This window comes from Cloacibacillus sp. An23 (assembly GCF_002159945.1).
Classification (GTDB): domain Bacteria; phylum Synergistota; class Synergistia; order Synergistales; family Synergistaceae; genus Caccocola.
In genome coordinates this window covers 44,505-60,573 of the sequence record NZ_NFJQ01000010.1, presented here as the reverse complement: position 1 = coordinate 60,573, position 16,069 = coordinate 44,505, and the positions used below count along the sequence as shown (strand labels likewise).

At 56.6% G+C, this 16,069-nt stretch carries 14 protein-coding genes; 11 read left to right on the top strand and 3 right to left on the bottom strand.

Annotated features, from left to right (window positions below; translation table 11 throughout):
• Window positions 1–117: 117 nt before the first annotated feature.
• Both B5F39_RS10740 and B5F39_RS10735 read right to left on the bottom strand, forming a co-directional pair.
• Window positions 118–633, bottom strand: coding sequence for an O-acetyl-ADP-ribose deacetylase (locus tag B5F39_RS10740; RefSeq protein WP_087367251.1), 516 nt, complete (start codon window positions 631–633; stop codon window positions 118–120).
• A gap of 17 nt (window positions 634–650) precedes the next feature.
• The gene (locus B5F39_RS10735) at window positions 651–1,100 is read right to left on the bottom strand and encodes a signal peptidase II (protein WP_087367248.1); all 450 of its coding nucleotides are present in this window, start codon (window positions 1,098–1,100) and stop codon (window positions 651–653) included.
• Window positions 1,101–1,178: 78 nt separating this feature from the next.
• Between B5F39_RS10735 and rlmD the strand changes: the two genes are divergently transcribed.
• The 8 genes from rlmD (at window position 1,179) to B5F39_RS10705 (ending at window position 9,808) form a co-directional block, all read left to right on the top strand.
• Window positions 1,179–2,576, top strand: a complete 1,398-nt coding sequence (rlmD, locus tag B5F39_RS10730; RefSeq protein WP_087367245.1) for a 23S rRNA (uracil(1939)-C(5))-methyltransferase RlmD — start codon at window positions 1,179–1,181, stop codon at window positions 2,574–2,576.
• Window positions 2,573–2,914, top strand: a complete 342-nt coding sequence (locus B5F39_RS10725; RefSeq protein WP_087367243.1) for a hypothetical protein — start codon at window positions 2,573–2,575, stop codon at window positions 2,912–2,914. Before rlmD ends, B5F39_RS10725 begins: the two co-directional genes overlap by 4 nt.
• 44 nt (window positions 2,915–2,958) lie before the next feature.
• On the top strand, window positions 2,959–4,437 hold the full coding sequence (locus tag B5F39_RS10720; RefSeq protein ID WP_343217582.1) for a class I SAM-dependent DNA methyltransferase: 1,479 nt from the start codon (window positions 2,959–2,961) through the stop codon (window positions 4,435–4,437).
• Entirely contained in the window at window positions 4,434–4,850 is a 417-nt protein-coding gene (locus B5F39_RS10715) for a restriction endonuclease subunit S (RefSeq protein WP_204245107.1), read from the top strand. Before B5F39_RS10720 ends, B5F39_RS10715 begins: the two co-directional genes overlap by 4 nt.
• A complete protein-coding gene (locus B5F39_RS14460; protein ID WP_204245106.1) occupies window positions 4,828–4,995 on the top strand; it encodes a hypothetical protein in 168 nt (55 codons plus the stop codon). The genes B5F39_RS10715 and B5F39_RS14460 overlap by 23 nt, the downstream gene beginning before the upstream one ends.
• Before the next feature lie 113 nt (window positions 4,996–5,108).
• Entirely contained in the window at window positions 5,109–5,369 is a 261-nt protein-coding gene (locus B5F39_RS14090; protein ID WP_143330726.1) for a hypothetical protein, read from the top strand.
• The gene (locus B5F39_RS10710; protein WP_087367240.1) at window positions 5,369–6,403 is read left to right on the top strand and encodes a RelA/SpoT domain-containing protein; all 1,035 of its coding nucleotides are present in this window, start codon (window positions 5,369–5,371) and stop codon (window positions 6,401–6,403) included. Before B5F39_RS14090 ends, B5F39_RS10710 begins: the two co-directional genes overlap by 1 nt.
• 15 nt (window positions 6,404–6,418) lie before the next feature.
• Complete coding sequence (locus tag B5F39_RS10705; protein WP_087367238.1) at window positions 6,419–9,808, top strand: DEAD/DEAH box helicase family protein; 3,390 nt, start codon at window positions 6,419–6,421, stop codon at window positions 9,806–9,808.
• Window positions 9,809–10,029: 221 nt separating this feature from the next.
• Here the strand turns inward: B5F39_RS10705 and B5F39_RS10700 are convergent, their stop codons facing one another.
• Complete coding sequence (locus B5F39_RS10700; RefSeq protein ID WP_087367235.1) at window positions 10,030–12,546, bottom strand: excinuclease ABC subunit A; 2,517 nt, start codon at window positions 12,544–12,546, stop codon at window positions 10,030–10,032.
• A 307-nt stretch (window positions 12,547–12,853) separates the two neighbouring features.
• Between B5F39_RS10700 and B5F39_RS10695 the strand changes: the two genes are divergently transcribed.
• The 3 genes from B5F39_RS10695 (at window position 12,854) to B5F39_RS10685 (ending at window position 16,056) form a co-directional block, all read left to right on the top strand.
• The gene (locus tag B5F39_RS10695) at window positions 12,854–13,984 is read left to right on the top strand and encodes an aminotransferase (RefSeq protein ID WP_087367232.1); all 1,131 of its coding nucleotides are present in this window, start codon (window positions 12,854–12,856) and stop codon (window positions 13,982–13,984) included.
• Between the two features lie 114 nt (window positions 13,985–14,098).
• Complete coding sequence (metK, locus tag B5F39_RS10690) at window positions 14,099–15,301, top strand: methionine adenosyltransferase (RefSeq protein WP_087367229.1); 1,203 nt, start codon at window positions 14,099–14,101, stop codon at window positions 15,299–15,301.
• 125 nt (window positions 15,302–15,426) lie between these two features.
• Window positions 15,427–16,056: a phosphoribosyltransferase family protein gene (locus B5F39_RS10685; protein ID WP_143330725.1), complete on the top strand. Its 630-nt coding sequence runs from the start codon at window positions 15,427–15,429 to the stop codon at window positions 16,054–16,056.
• Window positions 16,057–16,069: the final 13 nt, after the last annotated feature.

Below are 16,069 nucleotides of genomic sequence, written 5' to 3'. Positions count from 1 at the left end.
AGTTTAGCACGAACTTTATAAATGCCGGCCGGGATTTTCCGGCCGGCATTTTCGTCTTCCACTATCTGCGGCTTTCTACCGCGCCCGGCTGCCTCCGGCGCCGTCGGCCTTTCGCTCTTACTCGGCGAATTCTCCGCTTTTGCCGAAAAGTTTTTCGTATATACGAAGGGCTTGTTCGTCGAACAATACGAGATAGACAGTCATGTCGTTTTCACGAAGAAAGCTGTTTATAGTTTCGACTGCGACCCGAATAGCCTCGTCCTTCGGGTATCGGTAAACTCCCGCGGAGATAAGCGGGAAAGCCACGCTCTTGCAGCCGTGCTTTTTTGCGAGCTCGAGCGACCTGCGATAGCACGAGACGAGCTTTTCTCGCTCGCCGAAGCCGCCTCCGCGCCATACCGGCCCGACTGTGTGTATCACGTACCTGCACGGCAGATTGTACGCGCCTGTGATCTTCGCGTCGCCCGTGCCGCATCCGCCAAGCCCGCGGCACTCTTCGGCCAGCTCCGGCCCAGCCGCGCGGTGTATGCATCCGTCCACGCCGCCGCCTCCGAGCAGAGAACTGTTCGCCGCGTTTACTATCGCGTCCACCTTCATTTTTGTTATATCATTGCGCACAATTTCAAGCGGCATAGATCATACCTCCGTATTCACCCTTTATTTGCAACGCCAGCAGTCAGCAGAGCGAGCACAGCCAGCCCAGCGCCGACTATCAGCCATACGTCGGCGGCGTTTATCCACAGTTTTCCGAAAAACGGTGCGGTTACCGGAAGCCATTCCACGACGTGGCCATAGACGACGCGGTCGGTCAGATTCCCCGCGGCTCCGGCGGCGAGCAGTGCCAGCGGCGCCCGCATAAGTGAACGGCGTGAGTCGTGCAGCGCCCATACAAAGGCCGCCGATAAAACGGCGCAGATGGCTGCGCTCATCACAAGCGCCGCAGTTTTCCCGTCGCCGCCGAGCAGCCAGAAAGAAATTCCGGAGTTGAGCGACACGCCGCCGCCGAAGGCGATGACAAAGCGCTTGCTCGCGACGTCCGCAGCGTAGAGGACGAGAGCGAAAATTATATAAAATATCCATGCGAAACGCTTTCCAGCCATCTCAACCGCCCCTTCTTCACACCGCGTCCGCCGCGAAACTTATAGCGCGGCGCGGCACGTAATGTTATAGTATCACACATGAGACAGGGAGATATATTAAACGTAACTATAACGGGACTCAACAACGAAGGCGAAGGCGTCGTCCGCGCCGGAGACGAGGGCTTCGTCCTCTTCGTGCCGGGCGCGCTGCCCGGAGAAAGCGCGGAAGTGCGCCTCGTAACGAAAAAGAAAAACTACGGCGTGGCGAAAGTGCTGAGTCGCGGCGGCGATTCGCCTGCGCGGGTAAATCCGCGCTGCCCGCTATTCGGGCGCTGCGGTGGCTGCCAGCTTCAGCACATTTCGTACGAAGAACAGCTTGCGATGAAACACAGAACGGTCGAAGAGGCGCTGCGGCGCATCGGAGGATTCGACAAACCTCCCGTCGCGCAGTGCGTGCCGTCGCCGTCCGAGTGGAACTACAGAAATAAAGCCTCGCTGCCCGTGCAGTCCGCGCGCGGTGAAAACTTCGTCTCCGGCTTCTACAAAACGCGCAGCCACGAAATAGTGCCATACCGCGGCTGTCCCGTGCTGCTTTCCGGGATAGACGATGGCGTGAAAAAAATCGCCTATGCGCTGCGCGAACGCGGCTTCCGCGGAGTGCGCGAAAAGGGCGGCCCCGCATCTGGACTCGTGCGCCACGTCGTAATGCGCCAGGCCCGCTTCACAGGTGAAAAACTATGCGCAGTCATCGGCTCAAGGCCGCTCTCGAAAAAAGAGACTTCGCTCCTGACGGAAGCCGCAGCCGGAATCAAAGGGCTGACCGGCCTCGTCTACAACGTGAACCCGAACCACGGCAACTTCATCTGGGGCGAAAAAACTATTACGATTTACGGGAAACCCACTATAACGGAAAAACTTGGCGAATATTCGTTTACTTTCGAGGCATCGTCCTTCTTTCAGGTAAATTCGGAACAAACGCTTGCTCTGTACCGCCGCGCTGCCGCGCTTGCCGTGGAAGGCGGCGCGCGGAAAATTCTCGAACTCTACTCCGGCGTCGGAAGCCTGACCGCCTTTCTCGCCGCGCACGCGCGCCATGTGACAGCCGTTGAAAGCTGGCAGCCGGCTGCGAAATACATAAAACAGAACGCCGCGCAAAACGGGCTTGACAATATTGAACCTTATACCGCGCAGGCCGAGGACCTTGCCGAAGAACTAAGCGCGCGGAACTTCGACACGGTTGTGCTCGACCCTCCGCGCACCGGCTGTGACGAAAAAGTAACAGACGCAATACTAAAAATATCCCCCGAGCGCGTCGTCTACGTATCATGCAACCCCGCCACCCTGGCCCGCGACGCCAAGCGCCTCGCCGCCGGAGGCTACAAACTCGCGGAAGCCGCGCCGTTCGACATGTTCCCCCAGACTGGGCACGTGGAAACGGTCGCTCTGATGCGCAAAGGAGTAACCGGCGCATCGGAACAGGTGGAGACAGACCAATGACATATAAAAACGGCTTTTTAGTATGGGACGAGGAGTTTGAACGTAAAATCTTTACGCCGGAAGAAATAGCGGCCAGCAATATCAGAGTCGCCGTCATGCAGGAGCTCGTCAAAGCGCGCGACAAAGGCGTAAAGATAAAAGATATTGCAAAAAAGACAGGCGTAAAGAAATCAAAAATAAAAAAACTTGCCGGGTGGGAGAAAGAACCCAAGTTTGAAACAGTTATCAACGTTCTCCTCGCTTTGGGAAAAACTCTCGCTATAACGGATTTTGACAGGGACGGCGGCGCGGATAAAGCGAACGAAAACGCGGCGGACGGGAAGGAGCCTCGCAATTGATCACAGGCGTCATAAAAAACAAAGTCGATAAAATATAGACGGACATCTGGGCGGGCGGGATAACCAATCCTCTGACCGTCATAGAACAGCTCACGTATCTGATGTTCATACGCTCGCTCGACGAAAAGGAGCTCGAAGCGGAAGAAATGGAAAACGCGGGCGGCGGGGCGATGCCGCGCATATTTCCGCAGTCTGAGGCGGGGCAGTCGATGCGCTGGAGCCGCTTCAAAAACAGAGACCCGCGCGAAATATACGACGTCGTCTCGCGCCGCGTCTTTCCCGCTATAAAAGCGATGCGGGGCGGACGTCTGCCGGACTTCGACGAACGCGGCGAACTTATAGAAATCCGCGGCGACACGGGCGCGGAGGACAACGGAGCTTTCGCGCGCTACATGAGCGACGCAATGTTTCTCATTCCCACGCCGCAGGTTCTCCAGAAAATAATAACGGGGCTCGACGACCTGTACGAACACGACCTGACGGGGCTCGACATGCAGGGCGACCTCTACGAATACATGCTCGGCAAACTCTCCACCGCTGGCCACAACGGGCAGTTCCGCACGCCGAAGCACATACGCGACATGATGGTGGAGCTCACGCGCCCCACGCCCGACGACGTTATTTGCGACCCCGCCTGCGGCACGGCGGGCTTCCTCGTCTCCGCTTCGGAATACATACGCGCCCATTACGAAAGCGAAATGACGGCGGAGCAGTGGGAGCGCTTCGAAGGGCCGGCCTTCACCGGCTTCGACACCGACAGGACGATGCTGCGCATCTCCGCGATGAACCTCATGCTCCACTCCGTAACGCGGCCCGAAATAGACTACAAAGACAGCGTTTCCAAACAGAACGGCATAAGCGACAAATTCACCCTCTGCCTCGCAAATCCGCCCTTCACGGGAACGGTGGACGCCGAGAGCATAAGCGACAGCCTCAAGGCCGCGGCGAACACGAAAAAGACCGAGCTGCTCTTCGTCGCGCTCTTCCTGCGGATGCTGCGCAAAGGCGGGCGGTGTGCCTGCATCGTGCCCGACGGCGTGCTCTTCGGCTCGTCGAAGGCGCACAGGACACTGCGCCGCGAGCTCGTCGAGAACCATCAGCTGCGCGCCGTCATATCTATGCCGTCGGGCGTATTCAAACCGTACTCCGGCGTGTCGACCGCCGTCCTCGTCTTCACCAAGACCGGAGCGGGCGGCACGGATAAGGTCTGGTTCTACGACATGAAGGCCGACGGCTTCACGCTCGACGACAAACGCGCGCCCGCGGACGAAAACGACATCCCTGACATAGTAGAGCGCTTCCGAAATCTCGACCAAGAGGCGGCGCGCGAGCGCACCGAACAGAGCTTCCTCGTGCCGAAGGAAGAGATCGCCGAAAACGATTACGACCTCTCCGTCAACAAATACAAAAAAGTCGAATACAAACCCGTCGACTACCCGCCGACCGAGCAGATAATGGCGGAACTTCACGAGCTCGAAATGGAAATAACGTCGGGGCTCGCGGAATTGGAGGAAATGCTGTGAGGGGGAGGCTGGGGGACATTTGCGAAATTTTAGACAGCCAGCGCGTGCCAATAACGGCGTCAGACCGTAAGCCCGGCCCTTATCCGTATTATGGCGCAAACGGCGTTCAAGATTACGTTGATGATTATATATTCGACGACGAATTAGTACTATTGGCAGAAGACGGCGGTAATTTGGGCTCAAAAGACAAGCCGATAGCCTATCGTGTCTCTGGAAAATGTTGGGTAAATAACCATGCGCATGTTCTCAAACCAAAAGATTGCGTTGATGTTGATTATCTATGTTATTCTTTGATGTTTTATGACGTGTCTGGATTAGTCAACGGTGCAACGCGCAAAAAGTTGACGCAGGCTGATATGCGCAAAATGGAGATTCCGCTTCCGCCGCTCAATGAACAGCGCAAAATTGCATAAAGTCAGCGAACTGACAGCCAAACGCCGCCGCCAGCTCGACAAGCTCGACGAACTCGTAAAATCCAAATTTGTCGAGATGTTTGGAGATGTTTCACTTGATGAAAAAAATGGCAAAAACACCAGCTTAGTGAGATTGCCGAAATAGTAGACCCGCATCCGAGTCACAGAACACCTCCATTTTCACAAAATGGTATTCCATATATCGGGCTTACTGAATGTGACTATAATATGTATCGTATAAATTTTAATAAAGCTAGAATGGTAGGAAAAGAGATCTTAGAAGAACATATCATTGAATTGGGAATGAAATCTACATCGCAACCTGCATTTGGAATACAAAAAGCACGAGAAATTACAATTCCATTACCACCAATGGAATTGCAAAAACAATATTCTCGTTTTGTTAAGTATATTAATGGCATTATGTTGAATGTCCAAAAAGGCTTTGATACACTTAGCATGTTAAGGAAGTTGTTAATGCAAAAATATTTTTGTGCTGACATAGAGGTTGTAGAATAATGTGGAAAACTGTTGAATATACTAAGAAACAAATAAATACCGCCGGTAATAAAATCGCTTCTGGACATGCCCAAGGGCAAGAGCTTCAAGAATGTTTACAAATAATAGATAATTGGCGAGCTGCGCATGCATTTCCAATGAACACATTCGCAATTAACTTGAAACATCAAATTGATGGTATAAAAGGTGCCATAGTTGTTCAACGTCTTAAAAGGTTAGAAACTATTATTGGTAAAATACAACGCTTTCCTGAAATGCAATTATATCGTATGCAAGATTTGGGGGGATGCCGTGCAATACTTCCTAATGTAAACGCAGTATATGCTGTAAAAGAAAAACTACAAAATTCACGTATTCGTCATGAGTTACATAACGAGAAAGATTATATTGCGTTGCCTAAAAATGAGACTGGTTATAGAGGAATTCATCTCATATATAAGTACAGAAGCGATAAAAGAAACGACTATAATGGATTACTAGTTGAAATACAATTAAGAACCAAACTACAACATTTGTGGGCTACTGCTGTAGAGACCGTTGGCATATTTACACAAAACGGGTTAAAATTCAACCAAGGGTCAGAACGCTGGTTAAGGTTTTTTAAAGTTGTCTCTGCGATATTTTCTATACAAGAAGGTACAAAGGTTGTGGAAGGTATTTCAACAGACGCAAAAGTTGTAGTAGCTGAATTGATGGCAATAATGAAAGAACTTGAAGTTATTAATAAGCTTTATACAATTGGACTTGCAACATCATATATACCTCGTACTACAAAAAGTCAAAACCCCGGATATTATTTGCTTGCACTAGATGTGAACGATGCATTGTTAAAAGTTAATCGCTTTAGCGGAATTGAGAAAGCAACAGAAGAATATAATAAATTAGAATTGCAAAATGGAGCAAAAAAACTGGATATTGTTTTGGTCTCAGCGCAGTCCTTTGATGCTTTGACTCATGCTTACCCCAATTATTTTGCAGATATTAAAGAGTTTACAAATGCATTAAACAGGTTGATAAGAAAATACAATAAATAAGAAAGGGTAATACATATGCCCAACTTCACATTTTTAGAGCAAAAGCCCGAATATTCGCTTTTCGCCGCGGCCTGCGCCGAGGCGGAAAATATTCTCGCGGCCTCTCCCGCGCTTTGCGCCGTGGGGTGCCGCAAGGCGCTCGAGCTTGCGGTGAAGTGGGTATACGCGGCGGACAAGACGATGAAAATGCCCTACCGCGATAATTTGCAGTCGCTGATCCACGAGTACACTTTCCGCGGCGCAGTCGATGAAAAAGTGTGGGGGAGGCTGCCTTTTATCGTGAAGCTCGGCAATCTCGCGGTACACACGGGGCGCGGCGTGACTCATGAGGAAGCGCTCGCTTCGCTGCGCGCGCTCTTCGAGTTCGTGGAATGGATAGATTACTGCTACGGCGCGGACTACGAGGAACGGAGTTTCGACGCAAGTCGGATTCCCGCATCTCGCGGCGCGGAGGCGGAAAAGAGGGCCGCGGAGGGCGAGCGGCTGCTCGCCGAGAAGGATGCGCGTATCGAAGAGCTTCTCGGACAGATTCGCGCGATGTCCGCGCGCTATACCGCAGAGAAGGAAGCGCACCGCGAAACGCGCAGGTTCGAGCCGGAGGATATTTCCGAGTTCCGCACGCGCAAGATTTACATAGACGTGGATATGAAGGAGGCCGGATGGACGTTTTCCGGCCCGGGCGCTAACGTCGCGGAGGAATACGAAGTCGCGGATATGGCCGGCGTTCCTGGGCAGGCCGGATTCGCCGACTACGTGCTTTTCGGGCGCGACGGGCTGCCGCTCGCCGTCGTGGAGGCGAAGCGCGCGAGCCGCGATGCGAACGCGGGACGCACGCAGGCGAAGCTCTACGCCGATGCGCTCGAACGGAAATTCGGGCGGAGGCCGGTGATTTTTACGACGAACGGCTTCGACACGTATTTCTGGGACGACATGAGCGCGCCGCAGCGTCGTGTGAGCGGGATATTCTCGCCCGGCGATCTGCAGAAGCTGATCGACCGCAGGGCGGAGCGCCGCCCGCTTTCTGAAATAAAGATAGACGACAAAATCACCGACCGCTATTACCAGAAGGAGGCGATACGCGCCGTCTGCGCGCAGATAGAGCGCGGCGCGCGCAGGCATCTGCTGGTGATGGCGACGGGGACGGGAAAGACGCGCACGGCGTCGAGCCTCACGGACGTGCTGAGCCGCGGCGGTTACGTGACGAACGTCCTGTTCCTCGCCGACCGTGTGGCGCTCGTGAAGCAGGCGAAGGACGATTTCAAGAATTACCTGCCGGATATGTCGCTCTGCAATCTCTGCTCAAACAGGGACGACAAAGAGGCGCGCATAGTCTTTTCGACCTATCCGACGATGCTGAACGCGATAGACTCGGCGAAGACGGAGGACGGGCGGCGGCTTTTCACTCCCGCGCATTTCGACCTTATCATCATTGACGAGAGCCATAGGAGCATTTTCAAGAAATACCGCGCTATTTTCGAATATTTCGACGCGGCGCTCGTCGGCCTTACCGCGACGCCGAAGACCGACGTTGACCGCAACACCTACGACTTTTTCGAAATGGAGCACGGCGTGCCGACTTACGCATACGACTACGAGACGGCGGTGAATACGGACAAGGTGCTCGTGCCGTACTACAATTACGAGGTCAGGACGAAGTTCCTCGAAGAGGGGATAACCTACGACGACCTTTCCGAAGAGGATAAAGAGCGCTACGAAGAGGATTTCGCGGAGGACGACGGCTCAATGCCTGATTTTATACCCTCCGCGCAGCTCAACAGGTTCGTCTTCAACGAGGAGACGTGCGACGCCGTTTTGCAGGATCTGATGGAGAACGGCATACGCACGGCGGGAGGCGACCGCATAGGCAAGACCATTATTTTCGCGCAGAACACCAGACACGCGGAGTTTATCATACAGCGCTTCAACAAGCTTTATCCACGGCTGAAGGGCGGATTCGCGCAGCGCGCGGTCTGCGCCGACGCATACGCGCAGAAGGTCATAGACGATTTTAAAATCGCGGACAGGGAGCCTCACATCGCCGTTTCCGTCGATATGATGGACACGGGCATAGACGTGCCGGAAGCCGTGAATCTCGTATTTTTCAAGAAAGTTCGCTCGAAAACGAAATTCTGGCAGATGATAGGGCGCGGCACGCGGCTCTGCAAAGGGCTCGGCTGCGTAGACAATATTGACGGCGAGTACACTGACAAGCGCCGTTTTATAATTTTCGACTACTGCGGGAATTTCGAATATTTCCGCGCGCACAAGGAAGGATACGAAGGGCGCGAGACGAAGTCGCTCGCGGAGAGCGTTTTCTGCAAACGGATACGCCTTTGCGCCGCTCTCGAGGACGGCGCGTATTCGGACGAAGATTTCCGTAACTGGCGGCGCGAGCTTGCGGAAGGCTGCCGCGAGCAGGTGGCGGCTCTGAATACGAATCTTGCGAGCGTGCGGCTGCGCAGGCGCTACGTCGAAAAATATAAGCGCGAGGAGGCGTTCGTCCATATCGGCGACGAGGACAGGCACGAGCTGACGCTGTACGTCGCGCCGCTCGTCTGCGGCGACGGGCGCGACGAAATGGCGGGCCGCTTCGATAATTTCATGTACGGCCTGATGCTCGCGCGCATCGAAAATTCCCCGGCTTTCCGCCGCGCGAAGGCGCAGCTCTGCTCCGTAGCCTCGGCGCTGGAACGCAGGGCGAGCATACCTCAGATAGCCGAGAAGCTTGATTTTATCCGCGAAATAGGAACGGAGGAATTTTGGGCGGCGGGGGATATTTTGATCTTTGAAAAGGCGCGGCGCGAACTGCGCGAGCTTATCAAGTTCCTCGACGACGGCGGCGACGAGCGCAGGCTCGTGGTGACGAAGCTCGCCGACCCGGTGCTTGAACGGCGCGAGGGAGAGCCGCTCGGCGAGCCGTATGATTTCGAGAACTACCGCGCTAAGGTGAACCGCTATATCAACGAGCACGCGGACATTCCTGCTATCCATAAGCTGACGCACAACCTGCCGCTGACGGCGGAGGACTACGGTACGCTGGAACGCATCCTGACCGTCGAACTCGGCAGCGCCGAGGATTACAGGCGCGAATACGGAGAGACGCCCTTCGGCCTTCTCGTGCGGCGCATAGCGAAGCTCGATCACGAGGCGGCGATGAAGGCGTTTTCCGCGTTCATCGACGACCAGTCGCTGAATCAGAACCAGATAACTTTTATACGCAAAATCATCAGCTATATAGAGCAGAACGGATATATCGAGGGCGCAGAGCTTCAAAAGCCGCCGTTCGACAAGCCCGTGAGCTTCGTCAAACTTTTCGACGCCGGCAGGCGGACCGCGCTGCTTGCCGCAATCAAGAGCGTACGCGACAACGCCGCGGGCGTGCGGACAAGTGCGTATAGTGAGTAAACTTTACAAGGAAAACGTTTTTCCGTCATGCCGCGCTCCGACGCGGCATCCAGTGACTTGTGTTCACCGAGGCCTCATGAATTTAAAGACACGAGATTCCGCGTCAAGTGCGGAATGACGATGAAAGCAGCTTTTTTATTAGTTAAACAACTATAAAAGCTCCGCAAAATATACGAAATCCGGCGCGTCGGAAAATTTTCCGCATCGCGCCGGATTTTTGATTATCCGATGTATTTTTTCAGATAGTAACCGGTCTTGCTCTCCGCGCAGCGGCATATTTCTTCAGGCGTGCCGCGTGCTACTATCGTGCCGCCTTCCGCGCCGCCGCCGGGGCCCATGTCTATCACGTAGTCGGAGTTGCGTATCACGTCGAGGTCGTGTTCTATGACTATGACGGTCGCGCCGCTGTCTATCAGATTTTTGAAAACTTTCAGCAGCGTCTCAACGTCGAGGGGGTGCAGGCCGATCGTCGGCTCGTCGAATACGAACACGGAGTCGGACTGTCCTTTTCCCATTTCGCTCGCGAGCTTCAGCCTCTGCGCCTCGCCGCCTGAGAGGCTCGGGGTTTCTTCGCCTAGCGTGAGGTATCCGAGGCCGAGGCCGTGCAGCACTTCGAGCCTGCGCTTCACGTTCGGAAGGTCGGCGCAGACTTCGAGCGCTTCGTCTATGCTCATGTCCATGAGCTCCGGAAGCGAATAGCCTTTTTCTGATTTTTTCGGGAAACGGCGGACGAGGCCGGCTTCCTTGGAGTAACGCGAGCCGCCGCACTCGGGACACGGAATGTCCACATCCGGCAGGAACTGTATGTCGAGGCTTATTTCTCCCGTGCCGTCGCAGACGGGGCAGCGCAGCTTCCCGGTGTTGTAGGAAAAGTCGCCCGCTTTGTAGCCCTTCGCCTTCGCGTCGGGCGTGCGTGCGTAGATTTTGCGCAGCTCGTCATGCACGTCGGCGTATGTCGCTACGGTGGAGCGGACGTTGACGCCTATCGGGGTCGCGTCTATCAGTTTGACCTGGCGGATTCCCTCCGCCGTTACGGATTTAACGTGCGGCGGCAGTTTAGCCCCCTTTATCTTCGCTTCGAGCGCCGGGATGAGGCTTTCGAGTATCAGCGTGGTCTTTCCGGAGCCGGAGACGCCTGTGACCGCCGTCATGCGCCCTTTCGGGAAATCCGCGTCGAGCGGCTTCACAGTGTGTATGTCGGAGGTCGAGAGGCTTATCGTTCCGAGGTCGAACATCTTGCCGGCCGGGACGTGGTTCCCCACGTCGATGACGCGCTCGCCGGTCAGGAATCCGGCTATCTTCGACGCAGGGTTCTTCTCGACTTCTTCAATGCTTCCCTGCGCGATGATCCTTCCGCCGCCCGCTCCGGCCTCGGGGCCGAGCTCGACGAGCCAGTCCGCCTCTTTCAGCACGTTCACGTCGTGGTCTACGAGGATCACCGTGTTGCCGTCGGAGAGAAGGTCGCGCATGACTCCGGTCAGCCCCTCCATGTTCGACGGGTGAAGACCTATCGACGGTTCGTCGAGAACGTAAAGCACGCCCGTCGTCCTGTTGCGCACGGCGCGCGCGAGCTGCATGCGCTGGCGCTCTCCCGTCGAGAGGGTCGAGGCGGCGCGGTCGATGGTCAGGTATGAAAGGCCGAGGTCGGTCAGCCGTTTCGCCGCGCCGTGGAACGAGTCGCAGATGCTTTCGGCCATCGGGCGCATCTCCGTCGGAAGCGAAGCGGGGACGCCCGCGACCCACTCGGACAGCTCTGCGAGCGTCATTTTGCATGCGTCGGCGAGCGATATTCCGCGCAGCTTCGGCGCGCGCGCGGCCTCGGAGAGCCTCGTGCCGCCGCAGTCCGGGCAGACGTCCTGGCACAGGAATTTTTCGACGCGTTTCATGCCTTTTTCGTCCTTTACGTGAGCCAGAGCGTTTTCCACCGTGTACGTCGCGTTGAAGTATGTGAAATCCATGTCTCCCGCCGCACCGCTCGTCTTGTTCTGGTAGATTATCCTTTTTTTGACGGCGGGGCCGTGGAATACGATGTCGCGCTCCTTCGGCGTGAGGTCTTTGAAGGGCACGTTCGTCCTGACGCCCATCTCGCGGGCGATGTCCTTCATCAGCGACCACATCAGCGTCTGCCACGGTGCGACGGCGCCCTCGTTGATGGTCAGGTTTTCGTCCGGCACGAGCGTCGATTCGTCTACGGTGCGGACGACGCCGGTGCCGTCGCACCGCTTGCACGCCCCCTGGCTGTTGAATGCGAGCTCCTCCGCGCTCGGCGCGAAAAAGTGCGCGCCGCACACCGGGCAGACGAGCTCGAGTCCCGCCGCCACGTTGAGGGACGGCGGAAGATAATGGCCGTTGGGGCATCTGTGGCTCGCGAGCCTCGAATACATGAGGCGCAGGCTGTTCAGCAGCTCCGTCCCCGTGCCGAACGTGCTGCGTATGCCTGGGACGCCGGGCCTCTGGCGCAGCGCGAGCGCGGCGGGGACGTAGAGCACGTCGTCTACCTGCGCTTTCTCGGCCTGCGTCATGCGCCGCCGCGTGTATGTCGAGAGCGCCTCGAGGTAGCGCCGAGAACCCTCAGCGTAAAGAATGCCGAGAGCCAGCGACGATTTCCCGGAGCCAGATACTCCGGCTATCGCTACGATTTTCTGAAGAGGTATGTCCACGTCGATATTTTTTAAGTTGTGTACGCGCCCGCCGCGTATCTCAATATGCGACGGGGCGTTTATTTTTTCTGTTTCCATTTGGTTCACTCCCGCTGCCGCTCGCTTAAGTTTATGTTTTCGTGTCTGCCGCTTTATCCGCGCATAGCGCTTTCATCATACTATTTGCAGCCCGTTTTTGCAAAGCGCCGTGGGCGGGCCGGCTTCGCTCGAAGCCGGCGTTGACCGAAAGAGCGGTTCGTGTTATCTTCGTAACATAAATAGGGTAAATGCTTCCTCCGCCACCGGGCGGAGGGTGAAAAGCGTCCACGGTCTCCCGTAGGTACGGCGCGCTCTGCGCGTTACAAGGGAGCCGCGGGCGCTTTATTTTTTATAAGGAGGGTTCTGCATGTATATCAAGCCGTTTGAAGTGGAGGAATGGATGAACGCATGGGAAACGGGGGCGAAATACAATATAGCTGAAACGTGCGTCGATTCCGTCTCTCTCGACCAGCTTTTCGAACTGACCGGAGAAAACAAGGAAAAATTTCTGAACGCTCTTTCGGCGAAACGGCTGACGTACGGAGACATCGCGGGGCAGCCGGCTTTTAAGGAAGGGGTCTGCGCGCTATACCGAACGATAAGGCCGGAACAGGTCGTCCCGACGCACGGGGCGTCCGGGGCGAATCATCACGTGTTCCTCTCGCTGCTGTCTCCTGGCGACAGCGTGGTCAGCGTCATGCCGACGTATCAGCAGCTATATTCAATTCCGGAATCTCTCGGCGCGGAGGTCTCGATCCTGCGTCTGCGGCGGGAGGACGGATATCTGCCCGATTTGGGCGAGCTGAGGCGGCTGGCAGGACGCGGCGTCAAAATGATATGCGTCAATAACCCCAACAACCCCACCGGTGCGCTGATGGACGCGCGGATGCTTGAGGAAATTGCGGACATCGCGCGAAGCGCCGGGGCGTGGGTGCTCTGCGACGAGGCGTACCGTCATCTGACGCCCGGTGAAGAATGGAGCGAGTCGATGGCGGACATCTACGAGAAAGGGATTTCCGTCAGCGGCATGTCGAAGGTTTTTTCGCTCGCCGGGCTTCGCCTCGGCTGGATTGCGAGCCGCGACGAGAGCGTGATAAAAAGCTGCCACTCGCACAGGGACTACAACCTCATAAGCTGCGGGATGCTCGACGAGTCGGTCGCGGCGCTCGCGCTTAAGCACGGTGAAAAGCTGCTCGAGAGGAACCGCAGCATAGTGAGCGAAAATCTTGAAATCCTGGACGAATGGGTCTCCGGCGAACCGCTCGTCGATTACGTGAAGCCGCGCGGCGGGACGACGGCGCTGATACGGTACGGCGCGGACATGCCGTCTTACGAGTTCTGCGAAGCTATGTATAAGGAGACCGGCGCGTTCGTCACGCCGGGCGACTGTTTCGGCGAGCCGCGCTGTTTCAGGATAGGCTACGCCTGCGGCAAAGAGACGCTGAAAAACGGCCTTCGCGCCGTGAGCGGGTTCCTTCGTGCGCTCCGCGCCATGTGAGGCGCGCCGGCGCAGATGTTTCGCCGGCCTTTTGCGCAAAGCCGTATATAAAAATTTTCGCGCAGATGTTACAATAACCGAAGTATCATAAATCCTTACGGAGGTGTTTGAATTATGAGCAAAGAAAGGTATCTCATTTCGTCTGAATCGGTGACGGAGGGACACCCTGACAAACTCGCAGACCAAATATCCGACGCCGTCCTCGACGCCATCCTCGAGGCTGACCCGATGGGCCGCGTCGCGTGTGAGACGCTTGTGACGACAGGGCTCGTCATGGTGGCCGGGGAGATAAGCACGAACTGCTACGTCGACATTCCTAAAATCGCGCGCAAGACCGTCAAGGAAATAGGCTACACGCGCGCCAAGTACGGTTTCGACGGAGACACTTGCGCCGTCCTAACGACGATAGACGAGCAGTCCTGCGACATCGCGCTCGGCGTGGACAAGGCCAAGGAAGCTAAGGAGCTTTCCGATGACGAGATCGACGCCATAGGCGCTGGGGACCAGGGGCTTATGGTCGGATTCGCGTGCAACGACACGGAAGAGCTTATGCCGCTCCCGATATCGCTCGCGCACAAGCTCGCGCGCCGTCTTTCTGAGGTCCGCAGGAACAAGACTCTGCCGTATCTGCGCCCCGACGGAAAGAGCCAGGTAACTGTCGAATACGAGAATGGAAAGCCCGTCCGCGTTGACACCGTGGTCATCAGTACGCAGCATCACCCCGCGATCGACCAGAAGCAGATCGAGGCGGACATCATAGAGCACGTTATCAAGCCCGTCATCCCAGCAAATCTGATTACGTCGAAGCTCCGTATATTCGTGAACCCGACGGGACGTTTCGTCCTCGGCGGCCCGCAGGCCGACAGCGGCCTCACCGGGCGCAAGATAATAGTCGATACATACGGCGGCGCAGTCCCGCACGGCGGCGGCGCGTTCTCCGGCAAGGACCCGACCAAGGTGGACCGCTCCGGCGCGTACATGGTGCGCTACGCCGCGAAGAACGTCGTGGCGGCTGGGCTCGCCGACGCCTGCCAGATACAGGTGGCGTACGCTATAGGCGTGGCGAGGCCGGTCTCGATAATGGTCGAGACATTCGGCACGGGCAAGATAAAGGACGAGGAAATCACGGAGCTGCTCCGCGAAAACTTCGACTTCCGCCCCGCGGCGATAATCCGCGACCTCGACCTGCGCAAGCCGCAGTACAAGCGTCTCGCCGCCTACGGGCACATGGGGCGCATCGACCTCGACCCGATGCCGGCGTGGGAGCGCACGGACAAGGCCGAGACTCTCAAAAACGCGGCGAAGCGTTTCGCGTAAGCCGTAAATTTACCGGGCGGCCCTAGGGCCGCCCATTTTGCTTGATTTTGCGCCTTCCATACGTCTTCGGTGAACTTCTGCACATTATCTTTCCAAGCAGCTGTCCGGCCTGCGGGCGTCTTGCGGTGCCTTTCTGCGAAGAATGTCTGAACGACGCCGCGTCGCAGCCGCCGCCTCCGTTCTGCGCGGAGTGCGGCGGGCCTTACGGCAGGCCGTGCTGTTACGGCGGCGTCCCGTGCTACGCCGCGGCCTTCCACGAGGGAGCGGCGAGGGATTTCATTCTCGCTCTCAAATATAGGAACATGCGGGCTCTCGGGCTCGCGATGGGCGCGCGCATGTCGAAGCTTGCAGAAGGAATAGAAGCGGACTGCATCGTTCCGCTCCCGCTGCACAAAGGCAGCCGGCGCGCGTACAATCAGACCGAGCTGCTGGCGCGCGGCATAGCTTCGCGCCGCGGGCTCGACGTTGAGGCCCGCGCCATGTCGTGGGCCGAACGCCGCGCGCCGCAGAGTGGACGGAACGCCGCCGAACGCGCGGGCGTCTCCGGAGCTTCGTTCAGAGTTTCTGAACGGCTGCGCGGGAAACGCGTTATACTCGTCGATGATGTATACACAACCGGCGGCACGGCGCGCGCCGCCATCGCGGCACTCAGAAAGGCCGGCGCCGTTCCCGCCGCCGTAATGCTATGGTCGCGCAGGACGCGCGGCTCTGCCGAAGCCTCAGACGGCCCGGAAGAGCCGCAGTATCTGTTATAATATCTTCGTGTAA

What these genes read in the sequence shown, in the direction of transcription:
- B5F39_RS10740 (WP_087367251.1), bottom strand. Translation starts at nt 633, where the DNA reads ATGCCGCTTGAAATTGTGCGCAATGATATAACAAAAATGAAGGTGGAC.
- B5F39_RS10735 (WP_087367248.1), bottom strand. Translation starts at nt 1,100, where the DNA reads ATGGCTGGAAAGCGTTTCGCATGGATATTTTATATAATTTTCGCTCTC.
- rlmD (WP_087367245.1), top strand. Translation starts at nt 1,179, where the DNA reads ATGAGACAGGGAGATATATTAAACGTAACTATAACGGGACTCAACAAC.
- B5F39_RS10725 (WP_087367243.1), top strand. Translation starts at nt 2,573, where the DNA reads ATGACATATAAAAACGGCTTTTTAGTATGGGACGAGGAGTTTGAACGT.
- B5F39_RS14460 (WP_204245106.1), top strand. Translation starts at nt 4,828, where the DNA reads ATGAACAGCGCAAAATTGCATAAAGTCAGCGAACTGACAGCCAAACGC.
- B5F39_RS14090 (WP_143330726.1), top strand. Translation starts at nt 5,109, where the DNA reads ATGGTAGGAAAAGAGATCTTAGAAGAACATATCATTGAATTGGGAATG.
- B5F39_RS10710 (WP_087367240.1), top strand. Translation starts at nt 5,369, where the DNA reads ATGTGGAAAACTGTTGAATATACTAAGAAACAAATAAATACCGCCGGT.
- B5F39_RS10705 (WP_087367238.1), top strand. Translation starts at nt 6,419, where the DNA reads ATGCCCAACTTCACATTTTTAGAGCAAAAGCCCGAATATTCGCTTTTC.
- B5F39_RS10700 (WP_087367235.1), bottom strand. Translation starts at nt 12,546, where the DNA reads ATGGAAACAGAAAAAATAAACGCCCCGTCGCATATTGAGATACGCGGC.
- B5F39_RS10695 (WP_087367232.1), top strand. Translation starts at nt 12,854, where the DNA reads ATGTATATCAAGCCGTTTGAAGTGGAGGAATGGATGAACGCATGGGAA.
- metK (WP_087367229.1), top strand. Translation starts at nt 14,099, where the DNA reads ATGAGCAAAGAAAGGTATCTCATTTCGTCTGAATCGGTGACGGAGGGA.